The organism is Paenibacillus sp. FSL E2-0178 (assembly GCF_038593005.1).
Classification (GTDB): Bacteria; Bacillota; Bacilli; order Paenibacillales; family Paenibacillaceae; genus Paenibacillus_AQ; species Paenibacillus_AQ phytohabitans.
The window spans coordinates 8,193,640-8,210,947 of record NZ_CP151953.1 but is presented as its reverse complement, the minus strand read 5'-3'; the positions used below and the strand labels follow the sequence as shown (position 1 = coordinate 8,210,947).

Genomic DNA, 17,308 nt, shown 5'->3' with positions numbered 1-17,308 from the left:
CGCGGAACGGGAGGCTGTAATAACATGGATATCCGCCAATTGAAATATTTCCTGGCGATTGCCGAGGAAGGGCAAATCACCTCAGCAGCCAGGAAGCTGCAAATGGCCCAGCCGCCGCTCAGCCAGCAGCTTAAGCTGCTGGAGGAGGAGCTCGGGGTTAAGCTGGTTGAACGCGGTCCGCGCAGCATCCAGTTAACCGATGCGGGGATTATTTTGCGTAACCGGGCTCAGCAAATTCTTGAATTAACGGATTCGACCACGAGAGAAATCAATGATTTTGCCAAAGGATTGAAGGGCAGCCTCTCGATCGGCACCGTCTCCTCTTCCGGAGCCACCCTGCTGCATGACCGGCTGGGCGAATTCCACAAGAACTATCTGGGCGTTACTTTTGAAATTCATGAAGGCAATACATTTATGATCATCGATCTGCTGAACAAAGGCATCGTCGAAATCGGCATTATCCGCACCCCTTTTAATTCCAGCAATCTTGAATGTCTGTATCTCAATTCTGAGCCGATGATTGCTGTGATGACCCCTGATTATGACTGGAATTCAAGCGAAGCGGCTATTTCACTCGGAGAGCTTCAACATAAGCCGCTTATCATTTACCGCCGGTTTGAGCAGCTTATTCGTGAGACCTGCCTGGAGCATGGCCTTGAACCTCAAATTTTCTGCATGAACGATGATGCGCGGACCACCCTGCTCTGGGCCAACGCCGGACTTGGCATCGGAATTATTCCCAAATCTGCTTTTGAGCTGGCGAATCACGGCAATCTGATCTATAAGGAGATCCGGTGTGAAGAGCTGCATACCCGTGTAGCCGCCGTCTGGATCAAGGACAAGTATTTGTCGTCGCTGGCTACCAAGTTTATCGAGACCTTCCGGGCACGCTGAACCCTGAACACGAAAATACCTTTCCCTCTCCCGGCAACAGTGCAGTTATCCGGCCCGGACATTCTGGAGGATGTCCAATTCCTGCTTTCTTCATCCTGTCTTTCATCCTGTCTTTCATCCTGTCTTTCATCCTGTCTTTCATCCTGTCCTTCAGGCCGCTCCACCCTGCATCACGCTGGCAGAATCCGGGATTCTGACGTTTCACACCGCATGGACTAAATGTTGTACATCTTACAACTTGGCTACCTGGATACCTGGGTGTTCAGACAGATTGTTGTATGAAATACAAGAATTGTCCCGCTAATCCGCCCGGATGAGCATAAATACTGCCTTTTATACAACAATCTTGAACTATAGCCGAAATTATAGTGAAATTGTTGTATTTTGGGCAGGATTTTATAAGTGATAGTTTTAAGTTCTGCTTATTTAAAACTAATCAATCCGGAGGAGTGAAGCTAATGCTTCCCACAAAGAGATCATTAGTCACAGCGGTTATTTCCACTGTAATATTTTACTCTTCAGGAATTGCAGCTGGAGATATTTCAGACTTGAGTAGTAAGGAAGAAGGAGTAATAACCGCTCACGACACAGAACGATTGAAATCATTGGGAATTCAACTTCATCTGCCAACATCAAGTAATATGGTAATTACAAAGGAACAAGCTATTTCCTTAGCGCACACGAGTGCACCAAAATTTGCTTCCGAAGCCCCTGAGGTAATTATAGAATATCAGCTGCTAACCTATCCATATTTGACTGCATTCTCAGAACAGGCGCTGAATAAGAATGCAAACCTTAGAGCAGATGGTTATTTAAACAACACACCCGTTTATATCGTGACCTTCAAAGGGATTCATGGTACCGGCCATGCTGCAAGAGGGCAAAAGGTGCCAACGTATAAAGAATTCAATGTTGTAATCGATGCCAGCAGCGGTGAAACTTTATTTTCATTTACTTACAAATAAATAAAAAAACACCCCGCACTGGTCTGACCAGTAGCGGGGTATTCTTGTATCGCAGGTCCACTGGCTGGCGCGAACGCCGGTTTAGACCATGATTTTGCAAATATCGTTCGTGAACTGCACCGGATCGTTAACCTGCAGACCTTCGATCAAGAGCGCCTGGTTATACAAGAGGTTAGTGTAAAGACCCAGCTTCTCCTTGTCGCCTTCGGCAGCAGCCTTCAGCGATTTGAAGACATCATGGTGAATGTTGATTTCCAGCACCTTGTCCGCTTGTACATCCTGGCCGCCGTTAGGCATAGCCTTGAGGATTTTCTCCATCTCGATCGTCAGCTCGCCTTCTGTAGATAGGCAGACCGGATGGGATTTCAGCCGCTTGGATGCTTTGACTGCCTTCACTTTGCCGGACAGGATGCCCTGCATCGCTTCGAACAATCCCTTGTTCTCATTCTCTTCCGCTTCAGAAGGCTTGTCCTCGGCGCTTTCTTCGATCCCCAAGTCACCACTGGAGACGTTCTTGAATTCCTTCTCTTTGTAGGACATGATCATCTTGATTGCGAATTCATCGATATCGTCGGTGAAGTAGAGGATCTCATACCCCTTGTCCAGCACCATTTCCGTCTGTGGCAGCTTCTCGATGCGTTCCACCGATTCACCGGAGGCATAGTAGATGTACTTCTGGTCTTCCGGCATTCTTTCCACATATTCAGCCAGCGTAACCAGCTTCTTCTCCTTGGAGGAGTGGAACATCAGGAGGTCCTGCAGCGTTTCTTTTTCCATACCATAGTCGTTATAGACCCCGAACTTCAGCTGTCTGCCAAAAGATTTGTAGAACGTCTCATATTTCTCACGCTCATCCTTCAGCAGGCTCAGGAGCTGGCTCTTGATCTTGCTCTTAATGTTCTTCGCAATCAGCGTCAGCTGGCGGTCATGCTGCAGCAGCTCACGGGAGATGTTCAGCGACAGATCCTCGGAATCCACCATCCCCTTGACGAAGCTGAAGTAGTCCGGTAGCAGATCCCCGCATTTGTTCATAATCAGCACGCCGTTGGAGTAGAGCTCCAGGCCTTTTTCATATTCCTTGGTGTAGTAGTCGAACGGCGTATTCTCCGGAATGAACAGGATTGCGTTATAGACCACAGCGCCGTCGGCACTGATATGAATATGCTTCAGCGGCTTATCGAAGCCGTAGCGTTTCTCCGCATAGAAGTTGTTGTAGTCTTCTTCCGTCAGCTCGTTTTTGTTCTTGCGCCAGATCGGCACCATGCTGTTCACGGTCTGCTCTTCAATAACATCGACGAATTCATTCTCGGCGTCCTCTTTAGGCTGTCTGCCGGTAATGTCCATCTTGATCGGGAAGCGAATGAAGTCCGAATATTTCTTGATGATCGACTTCAGGCGGTACTCTTCCAGGAACTCATCGTAGTTATCGTCTTCGGTGTTTTCTTTGATCTTCAGCGTAATTTCGGTTCCGACAGCATCCTTCTCACAAGGCTCAATTGTGTAACCGTCCGCACCCTGGGATTCCCACTTGAACGCCTGGTCGCTGCCCAGCGCTTTACTGATCACCGTAACATCGTCAGCCACCATGAATGCGGAATAGAAACCTACCCCGAATTGTCCGATGATGTTGTGTCCGTCCTTGGCTTCATTATCCTTCTTAAAAGCAAACGAGCCGCTGTTCGCGATAATCCCCAGATTGTTCTCCAGCTCTTCCTGCGTCATCCCGATTCCGGTATCGGAAATGGTTAACGTACGGCTTGCCTTATCGGCGGTCACTTTAATGTAGTAATCCTCTTTATTGAACACCAGGCCTTCGTCGGCCAGTGCTTTGTAATAGATTTTGTCGATGGCATCGCTTGCATTCGAAATCAGTTCCCGCAGAAAAATCTCCCGCTGTGTATAGATGGAGTTAATCATCATTTCCAGCAGTCTTTTGGATTCGGCTTTAAACTCTTTTTTGGCCATGAATAAATAAATCTCCTTTCAAAAATAACCTTCGGATTGCGGATCATCGTTTAGCACTCCACTCACCTGAGTGCTAACACTACCTTTTATATACCATATTCTCGTTTTTGATGTCAATATCTTGCTGCATACAGAGGTCCGCTCAAAAAAGAAATGAATTCTATTTTAGTCCATGTTAGCATTCGAAATGTACTCATTACAGCGAAAGAAAGGACAATGAAACGATGAAAATCCAGCTCGAAACGTTTCCTGTAACACGCATTGCTTATGTGCGCCAGACAGGTCCCTATGGTCCCGGTAACAGTAAGGCTATGGAGGCCTTAAAGGAATGGGCGCAGGCACACCGGCTGCTTACCGGATCAGCCATCCTCTTCGGGATTCCGCAGGACAACCCGGACACCACCCTGCCTGAACATTGCAGATATGATGCCTGTATCAGCGTACCGGAGAATGCCCAAGCAGATAAGTCTATTAATTACGGTGAAATTCCCGGCGGGACCTATGCGGTTGTTACTATACAACATACGGCTGAGGCAGTTCAAAAAGCATGGACGGAGATCCTCCCCGCCCTCTACGGCAGCGGACATCTGCTCGATTACCAGCGGCCGGTTATGGAGAGATATACAGGTGATATGATCAGCAATCATCTTTGCCAGTTATGTTTTCCTGTACACTAATTTAGAAGCCGAGTTTTCCTTCATGGAAGCAGTAATAGGTGCGCGCCTGAAGTGCTTTTAACCGTTCCAAAGACTCTTCTGCACTCGCCAGCTCCAGACAGTATTGCGGATTCGCGACAGCCAGTTCATTCTCCTGGTTCACTGCCGCGTCACCCGTAATTACACTGCTTAGCTCAGCAAAATACAAAGAAATATGACCAGACGTATGCCCCGGGGTGGCAATGACTTGGCACTTACCATTCAGAATCCACTCGCCCTCCCGGACCGTCTGATTCACCGGAACATGCCGCAAATTCTTCAATAGCTGTACAAACTCTTCACCGGACGCCTGCTCTTCTGCAGACATGTCCACTAGCAGTGCTTCTGCCTGGATCAGACGCTCAGATTTCACCAGGCCTGAGATGGATGGGGTCTCCACTTCGCTCGCAATGACCGTAACTGACGGGTATTTCTCCACGAAATCGTACAAGGCGCCGATATGGTCATCGTCGTAATGGGTGATAATGATATTCTTCAGATTCAAGGGATCGTACCCCAGCTCCAGGATCTTCTTCTCTATCAAAGGCATGAAAGTTGGATAACCGGTATCGACCAGGGTTAACTCTTCCCCGGATACAATGAGGCTCGGATAAATGTAATAGGGCTGTCCTTCATACTCAAACTGAATAGGTAGCTCAATAATGTCCATATGATCCTCCGCGTGTCTATATTAGAACATTGCATACTGCGCTTACTCAGGTTTCCACCCTCACAGCACTACGGCTTTAGCCTTCGCATCCTCCCGCAGCATCTGGATCAGTGACTGGAGCGGCAGCGACTTCCACTTCTTCGGATGGAGCAGGAGCTGCAGATCGAAATGAATCTCCGGATGGGCAAAAGACAGCTCGGCGAGATTCCCCCGCTCGATCTCCTCTTCAGCTACAATTCTCGGCAGCAGCGCGATGCCCAGGCCGTTCCGTACACAACGCTTGATCGCTTCCAGATTCGACAGCTCAAAACCGATCCGGAACACAATCCCGTGCTCCCGGAGCAGGTTCTCGAACAGGCTGCGGTAGATACAGCTCTCCTCGGAGACAATCAGCTCGCAGTTGTTGAGATCCTGCAGCGTCACCTGCGCCAGGCTTGCCAGCGGATGGCTGGCAGGTGCCACGAGGACGAGCGGCTCTTCCCGGATGATTGTACGCTCAAGCAGGGTGTCTGCCGTGCTGCGGTCCAGGAGGAGGCCGATATCGACCTCGCCGTCCCTGATTTTGGAGATCAGATTGGCCTCCTGCTCCGTTTGCAGATGAATGTTCAGTCCGGGGAACATAGTCCGCAGCTGCTGCAGGAACGGCGGCAAATAAAAGGCGGCAAGTGAATCAATCGTCCCGATCGTCAGCGTCCCGCCAATCTGCTGGGCGATCGTTTCTTTGGAGCGGTCGTACAGATCTAGAATCTCCACAAACAGCTTCAGCAGCTCTTCCCCCGGCGGAGTCAGACGCAAGGCACGGCCATGCCGCTCTATCAGCGGTACACCGTATTCCTTCTCGATCTTCTGAATCTGCATCGTTACACTGGACTGGGCATAGCCCAGTTCTTCAGCCGCACGGGTGAAGCTCTGCCGCTTCGCGACCTCGCGGAAGGTCCGCATATAGGTTAAGTCCATATCATCACCCTAACATCAATATTATTGATAACCTACATCATTTATTATAGCTAACGACGATGCAATAATCCATGGTACAGTAGGATAAAAGGATTTTACAATTTTGGAGGACGATATTCATGTTAACAGAAGAACAGATTTATGGAATCTATGTTCCCGTGGTAACCCCGTTCCATGCCGCCGGCGAGATTGATCTGGAGTCGTATCAGCGGTATGTGAACAACATCATCAAGAACAGTATTCATGGTCTGGTCGTTAATGGAACCACTGGAGAATCGCCGACAGTCAACATACAGGAATTGCAGACACTCGTGGATGCATCACGTGAGCTTTTGAAGAACACTTCCATCCCGCTCGTGGTTGGCACGGGTACCAATGATACGATGTCCACTGTCACCCGCACAGAGCTTGCTGCCAACTCAGGTGCCGATGCCGCATTGGTTGTCGTCCCTTATTACAGCCGTCCTTCGCAGGAAGGCATTATCGCCCATTTCAGCAAGGCAGCTGAGGTCGGCCTTCCGATTATTGCCTATGATATTCCCGGCCGCGCCGGAGTCGGCATGTCCGTAGACACCGCCCGTACGATCCTGGAGATGAACAACGTTGTCGGGTTAAAAGACTGCTCCGGCTCTCCGGTGCTGGTCTCCGAGCTGTCCCGCCACGGCTCCAAGCCCGTGCTCTGCGGCGATGACTTGAACTTCTTCGATATGCTGGGCTGCGGAGCCGCCGGTGGCATGCTGGCCTCGGCCAATGTACATACCGCTTCCTATCTCAGCATCTACGAGCAGTACAGAGCCGGCCAGGTTGAGGCCGCCCGGGCTGCCTTTGATCAGCTCGTACCGCTGATGAAGCTGCTGTTCAAGGAATCCAATCCGGCGCCGATCAAATGGCTGCTCAGTGCACGCGGCGAGATCTCCTCCGACACGCTCCGCCTGCCGATGACCTCCATCAGCGCTGCGCTGCGCGAAGAGCTGGGTGCTTATCTCGCCGGGTAACTTCTTCTGCTCATTATAGTAACAATAAAGGCGACATCGGCGAAACCGCCGCTTCTCAGTCAGGGACTGGAAAGCGGCGGTTTTTGCGTGCTCTTCTACTAAAGTAACGATTGACGAGACGCTTCCATGCAGAAAACCACGAACGGTAGAGTAAACGAGCCCATTGTATGCGATAAACCGAATACATTACGCATCCGCAAGGGTTTTACCTCAAATCAAATAAAGCAGCCTCCCAAGGGAAGGCTGCTGTTTATCTTTACATTATTCATCTCAAAAAGTTATTGAGATCTGCCTGCTTTGGCCGCAGGACGGTTGCCAGGTCTGTTGCCGGACTGGCTGGAACGGCCGTATTGGCCTCCAGCCGGCTTGCTGCTCTGGTTGCCGCCTGGACGGGCGGCAGATCTTTCGCCCGGCCGGCTGCCGGAGCCTGCTCTGTTGCCGGACTCGCCAGCAGGCCGGCTGCTGCCAGCCCCGCTGCCCGCATAGCTACTGCCTGATGCGCTTTTCGCTCCGCTGCCTGCATAACCACTGCCCGACGCGCTTTTCGCTCCGCCGTTACCGCCGCCCTGCTTGCCTTGCGAGAACCATTCCGATTTCGGCTTGCGTGCCGGGTTCGTTTTGGCTTTCTGCGACGGTTTGGCTGGTGCTTTGCCTGGACGGTCTGCCAGCAATGCCAGATTGCTCTTGGACATCGGATAAGCATGATCCTTCACTTCAGGAATCACCTTGCCGATCAGCTTCTGGATATCCTTCAGGTAAGGAATTTCCTCAGCTTCGCACAGCGAGATGGCAACTCCGCTCATTCCCGCACGGCCGGTCCGGCCAATACGGTGAACATAGGTTTCCGGAATATTCGGCAGGTTGAAGTTGATGACATGGGACAGCTCATCAATATCAATTCCGCGGGCGGCGATATCTGTAGCCACCAGCACGCGTGTCGCGCCGCTCTTGAAGTTTCTCAGCGCATTCTGGCGGTCATTCTGCGATTTGTTGCCGTGAATGGCCTGAGCGGTAATATTGATCCGGGTCAGATCGCGGGTTACCCGGTCAGCTCCGCGTTTGGTGCGGGTGAAGACGAGCGCCGACACGATCGAAGGATCCTGCAGCAGACGGTTCAGCTGATTCTGCTTATTGCCGTTCTCCAGCAAATAAATCGATTGCTCGATTCTGTCTACGGTCGAAGATACCGGAGTAATCTCAATTTTCACCGGGTCCACCAGCAATGTCTTCACCAGCTGGGAGATCTCCGTCGGCATCGTTGCCGAGAAGAACAGCGTTTGCTTCTTGGCCGGCATCTTGGCAATAATCCGCTTCACGTCATGAATGAAGCCCATGTCCAGCATGCGGTCTGCTTCATCCAGCACAAGAATCTGCACATGCTGCAGATCCACATGTCTCTGGCTGATCAGATCGATCAGTCTGCCCGGTGTAGCAATCAGAATATCTGCGCCTTGGCTAAGCGCCCGTTCCTGGGCCTTCTGGGATACCCCTCCGACAATCGCTGTCGAGCGGATCGTTGTGAACTTGCTGTACGCCTGAATATTCTCGGAGATCTGTAGAGCTAGCTCTCTGGTCGGGGTCAGAATCAGGGAACGGATACGTTTCGCTCCGCCGGTTCTGGCCGGCTGCTGGCTGAGCAGCTGAATAATCGGCAATGAAAAAGCTGCGGTTTTTCCGGTACCCGTCTGGGCACAGCCCAGAATATCTCTGCCGGCCAAGGCCGCAGGGATGGATTCCTCCTGAATTGGAGTCGGGGATGTATAGTTTTCCAGGCTCAGTGCCTTGAGAATCGGGGGAATCAAGTTCAAATCGTTAAATGTCATTTTATCTCCTTAATTTTGAGTACATATATTAGCAAGCCATTAATCACTGTATATATCATCTGCGGCGTCTCCACATAGCGCTCGTCAAAGTCATAACACATAATGATAACACGTTTAGACATTAAAAAGAAGCGATACTTTCATCGCTCCTCTTCAAAACCAATATTTATCTGTTACAGCCGGACTTTTTTCAGCTGTTCTTTAATGCTTTTCACCGGGTCGCCCAGGAATATCCGGGTATGCGCAGGCGTGCCTTCACGGATTTGGATCGCCAGGTTATTCAGATTCCGGATCAGCCCGAGCCGTTCACTTTCCTCCATCTGAAACTGGACACCGTACTCATACACCGCGCCATTCTCCAATTCGTGGGTCCAGGCAATTTTGCCCAACAGATGGGTTGGCTGATGCAGAATCTCGGTTTCAAATTTAAGCAGAATATTGTCGTTCACCGGCAGCTTATAGCCCATCACGAATTTCAATCCGCCCGGCCCGATATTGGTCAGATATACCTCGGTACTTCCGAGATCTACCTCCCTGCCCTTAAACGTACTTATCGTCATTCCGGCAACGAGCGGATTGGCTAAATCTACGCGGAAGTATTCCCGGCGGTTACTGACTGGCGGGATTTCTGTTACTCCCGGGCTCGGGTTGGCCATATGCTTCTCGCGAAGCAGCATTCCCAAGGCTTCCGGTTCAACCGGACGGCTGAAATAATAACCCTGTATCTCATCACACTGCTGCTCCTTTAAATACTCATATTGCGCCTCCGTCTCCACACCCTCAGCCACAACATTCATTTTTAGCGCCTTGGCCAGATTCAGAATGCACTCAATAATGCTTTGGTTCACAGGGTCAGTCAAAATTTCTTCCACAAAGGCCTTGTCAATTTTCACCGTATCCAGCGCTAACCGCTTAAGCATATATAAAGAAGAATAGCCCGTCCCAAAGTCATCAAGTGAAACTTTAATCTTCCGTTTTCTAAGCTCCTCCAGCAATTGAATGACTTCCCTCTCATTGGTCATGAAGGAGCTCTCCGTGATTTCAATCTCCAGATATTCGGGAGCCAGCCCGGACCCGGCAAGAATTTCATCAATCGTCTGCAGAATATTCTGCTGGAACAGCTGCTGCACCGAGAAATTAACGGATACCGTAATATGCGGCAGCCCCATCTCCTGCCATTGCTTGTTCTGCCGGCAAGCTTCCCGGAGCACCCATTCTCCGATAGGCACTATAAGTCCGCTCTCTTCTGCAATCGGGATGAACTCCGCCGGCGACACCAGCCCCCAGTCCGGATGATTCCAGCGGATCAGCGCCTCGGCACCGAGAATTTCCCGGGTCTGCGTATCCACTCGCGGCATATATTGCAGGAACAGCTCCTGTTTCTCCAGGGCTTTGCGCAGATCATTGGTCATGGTGAATATTTTGAAAGACTGGATGTTCAGCGATGAGGAATAGCACTGGGCCTGGTCCCTCCCCTGTGACTTGGCATGATATAGAGCCGAATCTGCATTCAGCAGGAGCCTATCAACCGAATCCCCATCCTCCGGGAAAATACTGATCCCCATACTCAGCGTGATATTAAGCTCAAAGCCTGCTATTAAATAATCTTCCTTGGTACGGCTGATAATGGACTCGGACAGGAAGATTGCCTCACGGTGGCTCTCCACTTCCGGCAGAATAATACAGAACTCATCCCCGCTTAACCGGTACGCCACCCATCCATTTTCAAGGCTTTCCTGCAGTTTGACGGCAAACTGTTTGAGCAATGTGTCACCTATAGTGTGCCCCAGAATATCATTGACGGCCTTAAAGCGATCCAGATCAATCAGGAGCACCGCAAGCTTTTTATTATAAAATGAGGCCAGTATTAACTGTTGATCCAGCTGCTCTTCAAACATCCGCCGATTGGGAAGCCCCGTCAGATAATCGTGATACGCCAAATACTCTGTTTCCTGCTCCGTTTCCTTCCGCTCGGTAATATCCAGGACAGTGCCAACGATTGCATTCTCATTGATGTGTAATATCCGGGTGTAATGTACTTCACAATAAATAAGGCTGCCATCCGGCTTGACGGCTCTATGTATCATTGTGCGGTTAAATTGCCCTTCCGTTAAACCCAGCATCTTGGTGGATACCGTATCGCGGTCCCCCGGGTAGATGGAATCCAATACCTGCCGTCCCATCAAGCTAACGTTCCCCAGCATTCGTTCAAGATGAGGATTAGCATAGATATATATTCCATTTTGTACAATAAAAACACCTACTATCGACTGCTCCACAATACTCCGGTATTTAGCCTCCGCTTCCAGCAGATGCCGCTCCATGGACTTTTGTTCCGTTACATTTTTGGCTATGCCATAGATACCCACCAGCTCATTAGCAATCATTACAGGAATATTCGTTACAAAAATATCAATAGCCATGCCATCCTTATGCCTGGCTGTCAGCTCATAGCTTCGCGGGCTTACGGTATTTATCACTTCTGCAATAACCTTTCTGGAGAGGCTGACCTGCTCCGGATCAATCAGGCGTTCAAAGCTGGTATGGACCAGCTCGCCCTCGGTATATCCAAACAGTCCGTTCATAGCTGCATTGCAGGACAGAATCATACCTTCAAGATTGCTGGAATATACCGCATCCGTATTATTTTCAAACAATGATTTGTAGTATTGGCCTTCTTCAATCAGTTGAAGCTGCAAAGCTGTCTTTTCCGTGATATCCTGAACAGTCCCAATCGCCTCGTTGTCCCAAAACCGCGCACTTTCAGCGACATAACGGACCTCTCCGTCCGGGCGGATAATTCTATATTCTATTTGATAGGACTGCATGGACTCCAGGGAATTAGAGAAAGCCAATTTTACCCGCCCTGCATCCTCCTCATGGACCCTGGCAAATACATTATCCAAATCCACTTTGGAAGACAGCGCCTGACCATAAATCGCATACATATGTTTCGACCACGTTATTTTTTGCAAAATCCGGTCATATTCCCAGTACCCCACATATGCCAGTACCTGTGCTAATTCAAACCGCTTGTTTCTTTCCGCCATAAATTCCGATAACACCACTGTTCCGGCTGCTGCCTCATCGGTTGAAGTTGAACTCGATTCCTTCTGGTTCATTGCTCCGCCTTCTTTCTGAATGCATTTTGGCAACCACCCGCTGAACACCAGATACCGGCTTTTGGTGCATACAAGAATATTTTCCCAGATGCTACTCTTATTCCACAACAACAACGAAAACCCTTTATTCGACAAAAGCACAAAAAAAGCAGAGGATTTCTCCCCTGCCCGTTGCTTGCAATAATATTATAAGACTAATCTACGATTTCAGCAGTATCGCCGTTATTGGCACCTGCAGCGTTAGCTTCGTCGGTGTCGATATGCATATCAAGCTTGAAATTGTCGGATACACGGGCGATTACGTTCTCCAGCACCAGGCCGCGTTCGCCGCCAAGGCGTACCTTCAGGAGCTGCTTGTCGGCAATGCCCCAAGCTTCTGCTTCAGAAGTGTGGAAGTGGATGTGACGGGCTGCCACAATGACACCTGTCTCCAGTTCAACTTCACCGGCTGGACCTTTGATAGTAATGCCTGGTGTTCCTTCAATATGGCCGGATTCACGTACAGGTGCCTTCACGCCGAGGCTGAATGCGTCTGTGCGCGATACTTCCAGCTGGGAAGCCGGACGGGCCGGGCCGAGAATTCTCACTTTGTCGAACTTACCTTTGGTACCGATTACTGCTACTTGCTCGTTTGCTGCGAATTGTCCTGGTTGGGAAAGGGGTTTGAACTCAGTCAATTGGTAACCTGCTCCAAACAATGCTTCCACATGCTCCTGCGTAAGGTGAATATGTCGGGCCGACACACCTACGGATACAGTCTTGCTCATTTTTAAGTCACTCCTTGTATTTTCTCTAGTATCTGTACAAGCCACTGAACATTATACATCTTATTACCCATAAAAAAAAAGACCCTCATCACAATGAGCGCCTTTTTTTCGACATTTTACGATCCGATAAACGGATTGTCATAGTTTTGCCATTTTAAAGAACCCGCAGAAGAAGGCAGATGCGTTCTTAAGAAAGTCAGCGCATTCCCGCTCAACCAGCCTTTCACCTCATCCTCAGGATAGTACCTCAGCAGCAAGTCGGTAAACTCCGCATATTTCCCCGGATGCTCAAGGCCCTCGACCCACATCTCAATGCCGTCAAAATCTGAGCCGAACATCAGCTGCTTCGAGCCTCCCATCGCGCAGACATGTTCAATATGCCTCCGCATATCATCAATCTTCGCTCCTCCCCCGTCACGTACAAACCAGGGGACAAAGGTTAATCCCATCCGCCCGTCCACCGCAATCAGCGCCTGGATCTGCTCGTCGCTCAAATTGCGGGGATGGCCGCAGATGGCCGCGCTATTGGAATGTGAAGCTATGAACGGGCGTTTACTGCGTTCCGCCAGCTCCCAGAAGCCTGCCGGTGCCAGATGGGACACATCCAGCAGCATGCCGCTTCCATTGCACCACTCGATCAGCCGCCTCCCCTTCTCCGTGAAACCGCCGTTGCGCTGCTCCAGCACACCATCCGCAGCCCAGTTGGCGTAATTCCAGGTTACCCCCAGAAAACGTACTCCCAGCTCAAAGCACAGCTGTGCATAGAACAGATTGCCCTCCAGACCGTCCACGCCCTCCAGAGAGAGCATCCCGAAGGCAGGGGCTGTAAGTATCTGTTCATCTGCCTCTTCCTTCCAGCGGAGCCACTGCAGGCCCCCTGGGCCAACTACCTTCTGCCGGAATAATTCAATTTGCCCGAGAACATCCTCAAACTTCGCTCTCCCGCGGTCCGCCGACAAATAAACCGCAAAAACCTGAAGTTCGACATTCCCCTCCACCAGCCGCTCTGCCGTCACGTCCAGACGGGGGTCATTCTTGAAATCTATCTCCGGACTGGCCTGCAGCTTGCTTAAAGCATCACAGTGGAAATCCGCCACTCTCAGCTTCTTGACACTCACTGTAAAGATCGTCTCCCTTCTCTTGAAGAACTGAATAACGGTGGAATCTCTTATTTATAAGTGTATGCCACAGCATCAGGGATGAGACGGGACAGTAAGTGGAAGCGGCTACGAAGCATATAAATTCTTATATATCAAAATAACCCCACAAAGTGGGGCACCCCAAAAATACAAAAACCTGTTTACAATGTAAACAGGCTCAATCTAAAAAGGTCATATAATTATCTGGGTTCAACAATAAGTTTGATCGCCGTCCGGTCTTCCCCATCAATCACTATATCCGTAAAAGCCGGGATACAGATCAAGTCGACTCCGCTAGGTGCGACAAATCCCCGGGCGATGGCAACTGCTTTGACTGCCTGGTTCAGTGCTCCTGCTCCAATAGCTTGTAGCTCGGCCGATCCACGTTCGCGAAGAACACCTGCTAGTGCGCCAGCAACGGAATTTGGATTGGATTTAGCTGATACTTTTAATACATCCATAGTAAGTACCTCCCCTGGGAAAATGATGGTGTTCTTCTTCCACTACAGTAGATGTTATTCGCGAGAGAAGATTTAATTCCTTCTTTTTGCGGACCTCTCTGGAGAAATTAGTTCAAAAGATACTCTTTTTCGATATAATAAATATCACACTTTACCCAAAACAAGCGACTTTTCCCGAAAACCCTGATTCTTTGTAAATCCTCTAGCTCATCACCCATTCATCTTCACGCAGCCGGATCTTCTCCAGTCGTGTCGCCTTACCCGTAGCTTCATCAAGTTCTGCAAATAAACCGTGCAGATGCCATTTGCCTTCGTCGACTACAAACCGGGAGGGAAGCTGAGTTGTAAATTTATAGATGATCGCATCCTTTTCCATACCCAGAATTCCTTCTCTTGAACCAACCATACCCGCATCTGTCAAATAAGCCGTGCCTCCAGGCAGGATCACATCGTCATTGCTCTGTACATGAGTGTGCGTGCCTACAACGATCGAGGCGAGGCCATCCATGAAATAGCCCATTGCTATTTTTTCGGAGGTGGCTTCAGCATGGAAATCAACCAGAATACATTTATGCTCTCTGCGCAGCTCTTCCACAATCTCCTCGCCAATGCGGAAAGGATCATCAATCGCCGGAAGGAAGGTGCGGCCCTGCAGGTTCACAATTGCCAGCTGTTTGCCGTTGCCTTTAACGACTGTGTACCCTCTGCCCGGAGTCCCCGGCGGAAAATTAGCCGGACGGATGATCCGCGGCTCGTCATCAATGAACTCAAAGATATCCTTGTTATCCCAGGTGTGATTGCCCATCGTAATCCCGTGCACACCCCAGTTGAAAAATTCATTGGCTATAGCCGCTGTGATCCCTCTTCCGGCTGCTGCATTCTCACCATTGGCAATAATAATATGCGGCTGATATTTACTTTTCAGAGATGGCAGCATTTCACGCAATGCCTTTCTGCCCGTATTGCCAACGATGTCACCGATAAATAAAACTTTAATGATTTTCTCCTCCTAAAAGTTTTGTAAGCATCAGCTTCTTGGATTTTCACTTCGTACAAAACTTATTTATAAGTTTAATTTCACCGATTCTGCATGGTTCCAAACTCAGGGCTTGCCCGCCTGGCTATGGTTCAGCTCATGGGGCCGCTAGCGGTATGCAAGAAAAAAGGCCCCGCAGGGGGGCCGATTTCCTTGCTTATTTAGCGTATTCTACAGCACGTGTCTCACGAATAACGGTAACCTTGATATGACCCGGATAATCCAGCTCACTCTCAATCATCTTCGTAATGTCACGGGCCAGACGGAAAGCTTCCGCATCATCAATCTTCTCAGGCTGTACCATTACGCGGACCTCACGGCCTGCTTGGATAGCATAGGATTTCTCAACGCCCTCGAAGGACTCCGAGATCTCCTCCAGCTTCTCCAGACGTTTGATGTACGTTTCCAGGGTTTCGCGGCGTGCGCCGGGACGTGCAGCTGACAATGCATCAGCAGCTCCGACCAGCATTGCAATCACCGAGGTAGCTTCGACATCTCCATGATGGGATGCGATACTGTTGATAACCACCGGATGTTCTTTGTACTTCTTCGCCAGTTCGACGCCGATTTCAACATGCGAGCCTTCTACTTCATGATCAAGCGCTTTGCCGATATCATGCAGCAGTCCGGCACGTTTTGCAAGCACGATGTCTTCCCCAAGCTCACCGGCCATAAGTCCAGTCAAATAAGCAACCTCCATGGAGTGCTTAAGTACGTTTTGACCGTAGCTCGTACGGAATTTCAGACGGCCCAGAATTTTGATCAGATCCGGATGCAGACCATGAACGCCAACCTCGAAGGTAGCTTGTTCACCGTATTCACGAATCCGCTCATCCACTTCTTTACGGGATTTCTCCACCATTTCTTCAATCCGTGCCGGATGGATACGTCCATCAGCCACCAGTTTCTCAAGTGCTGTACGGGCCACCTCACGGCGGATCGGATCAAATCCTGACAGTATAACCGCTTCCGGCGTATCATCAATAATAAGATCAATCCCCGTAAGAGTTTCCAGGGCGCGGATGTTACGGCCTTCGCGGCCAATAATCCGGCCTTTCATCTCTTCATTCGGCAATGTAACAACAGAAACCGTGGTTTCTGCCACATGATCAGCTGCACAGCGTTGAATAGCCAGTGTAATAATCTCGCGGGCTTTCTTGTCCGCTTCTTCCTTGGCCTGCTGTTCTATTTCCTTAATCATCTGAGCAGTTTCATGGCGAACTTCCTGTTCAACATTGCTGAGAATGATACTTCTGGCATCATCGATGCTCAGATTGGAGATACGTTCCAGCTCAGTAACCTGATTCTTGTAAATAACATCAATCTGCTGTTGGGTTTCATCAATTCGTTTCTCTTTGTTAGCTACTTGTTCTTCTTTTCGTTCAAGCGATTCCATTTTTTTATCCAGCGATTCTTCCTTTTGCAGCAAACGTCTCTCTTGCCGTTGGATTTCATTCCGACGTTCACGAGTTTCTTTCTCAGCTTCGGTACGGATTCTATGAACTTCGTCCTTAGCCTCGAGTACCGTTTCCTTCTTCAGCGCCTCCGCCTCTTTCTTCGCGTTCTCCACGATGACTACGGCTTCTTTCTCTGCGCTTGAAATCTTAGCTTCTGCAAGGGATTTACGAATAAAATAACCGAATCCAAAGAATGCTGCAGCTACAACGAGAACGATAATGACCCAGATCACTGTTTCCATCTGTTCACCTCCTCGTTGATATCCTCCAAGGCTTACCCTTGGGTATTTGTGCAGTTGTTAAACTATCCGTTCATCACCATACAAAAAACCGGTAATACACCGATTGCCATACTGCACATG

General features: G+C 49.7%; 14 protein-coding genes. 4 read left to right on the top strand and 10 right to left on the bottom strand.

The window, feature by feature from the left end:
- Nucleotides 1–24 precede the first annotated feature (24 nt).
- Nucleotides 25–894, top strand: a complete 870-nt coding sequence (locus MHI42_RS35535) for a LysR family transcriptional regulator (RefSeq protein ID WP_342422210.1) — start codon at nucleotides 25–27, stop codon at nucleotides 892–894.
- 458 nt (nucleotides 895–1,352) lie between these two features.
- The gene (locus MHI42_RS35530) at nucleotides 1,353–1,859 is read left to right on the top strand and encodes a hypothetical protein (protein WP_342422209.1); all 507 of its coding nucleotides are present in this window, start codon (nucleotides 1,353–1,355) and stop codon (nucleotides 1,857–1,859) included.
- Between the two features lie 81 nt (nucleotides 1,860–1,940).
- Here the strand turns inward: MHI42_RS35530 and htpG are convergent, their stop codons facing one another.
- The gene (htpG, locus tag MHI42_RS35525) at nucleotides 1,941–3,824 is read right to left on the bottom strand and encodes a molecular chaperone HtpG (protein ID WP_342422208.1); all 1,884 of its coding nucleotides are present in this window, start codon (nucleotides 3,822–3,824) and stop codon (nucleotides 1,941–1,943) included.
- 224 nt (nucleotides 3,825–4,048) lie between these two features.
- On the opposite strand from htpG, the gene MHI42_RS35520 reads away from it, so the two are divergent.
- Nucleotides 4,049–4,501 carry a GyrI-like domain-containing protein gene (locus MHI42_RS35520; RefSeq protein WP_342422207.1) on the top strand — a complete coding sequence of 151 codons (453 nt, stop codon included), beginning with the start codon at nucleotides 4,049–4,051 and terminating at the stop codon, nucleotides 4,499–4,501.
- Between the two features lies 1 nt (nucleotide 4,502).
- On the opposite strand, the gene MHI42_RS35515 is transcribed toward MHI42_RS35520, so the two are convergent.
- Nucleotides 4,503–5,189, bottom strand: a complete 687-nt coding sequence (locus MHI42_RS35515) for an MBL fold metallo-hydrolase (RefSeq protein ID WP_342422206.1) — start codon at nucleotides 5,187–5,189, stop codon at nucleotides 4,503–4,505.
- Between the two features lie 60 nt (nucleotides 5,190–5,249).
- Nucleotides 5,250–6,146: a LysR family transcriptional regulator gene (locus MHI42_RS35510; RefSeq protein WP_171716046.1), complete on the bottom strand. Its 897-nt coding sequence runs from the start codon at nucleotides 6,144–6,146 to the stop codon at nucleotides 5,250–5,252.
- Nucleotides 6,147–6,265: 119 nt separating this feature from the next.
- Here MHI42_RS35510 and dapA point away from each other — a divergent pair, with 119 nt between their 5' ends.
- Nucleotides 6,266–7,141 carry a 4-hydroxy-tetrahydrodipicolinate synthase gene (dapA, locus tag MHI42_RS35505; RefSeq protein WP_342422205.1) on the top strand — a complete coding sequence of 292 codons (876 nt, stop codon included), beginning with the start codon at nucleotides 6,266–6,268 and terminating at the stop codon, nucleotides 7,139–7,141.
- 278 nt (nucleotides 7,142–7,419) lie between these two features.
- Here dapA and MHI42_RS35500 read toward each other — a convergent pair whose 3' ends face one another.
- The 7 genes from MHI42_RS35500 to rny form a co-directional block, all read right to left on the bottom strand.
- Entirely contained in the window at nucleotides 7,420–8,964 is a 1,545-nt protein-coding gene (locus MHI42_RS35500; RefSeq protein WP_342422204.1) for a DEAD/DEAH box helicase, read from the bottom strand.
- 173 nt (nucleotides 8,965–9,137) lie between these two features.
- A complete protein-coding gene (locus MHI42_RS35495; RefSeq protein WP_342422203.1) occupies nucleotides 9,138–12,086 on the bottom strand; it encodes an EAL domain-containing protein in 2,949 nt (982 codons plus the stop codon).
- Between the two features lie 194 nt (nucleotides 12,087–12,280).
- Nucleotides 12,281–12,853 (bottom strand): phosphate propanoyltransferase, encoded by a 573-nt coding sequence (locus MHI42_RS35490; RefSeq protein ID WP_039294751.1) that lies wholly within the window; start codon nucleotides 12,851–12,853, stop codon nucleotides 12,281–12,283.
- Nucleotides 12,854–12,969: 116 nt separating this feature from the next.
- Entirely contained in the window at nucleotides 12,970–13,971 is a 1,002-nt protein-coding gene (locus MHI42_RS35485; RefSeq protein WP_342422202.1) for a membrane dipeptidase, read from the bottom strand.
- A gap of 221 nt (nucleotides 13,972–14,192) precedes the next feature.
- Nucleotides 14,193–14,453 carry a stage V sporulation protein S gene (locus tag MHI42_RS35480; RefSeq protein ID WP_019910496.1) on the bottom strand — a complete coding sequence of 87 codons (261 nt, stop codon included), beginning with the start codon at nucleotides 14,451–14,453 and terminating at the stop codon, nucleotides 14,193–14,195.
- 202 nt (nucleotides 14,454–14,655) lie between these two features.
- Nucleotides 14,656–15,450 (bottom strand): TIGR00282 family metallophosphoesterase, encoded by a 795-nt coding sequence (locus MHI42_RS35475; protein WP_342424864.1) that lies wholly within the window; start codon nucleotides 15,448–15,450, stop codon nucleotides 14,656–14,658.
- Nucleotides 15,451–15,646: 196 nt separating this feature from the next.
- Nucleotides 15,647–17,188 (bottom strand): ribonuclease Y, encoded by a 1,542-nt coding sequence (rny, locus tag MHI42_RS35470; protein ID WP_039294762.1) that lies wholly within the window; start codon nucleotides 17,186–17,188, stop codon nucleotides 15,647–15,649.
- Between the last annotated feature and the right edge of the window lie 120 nt (nucleotides 17,189–17,308).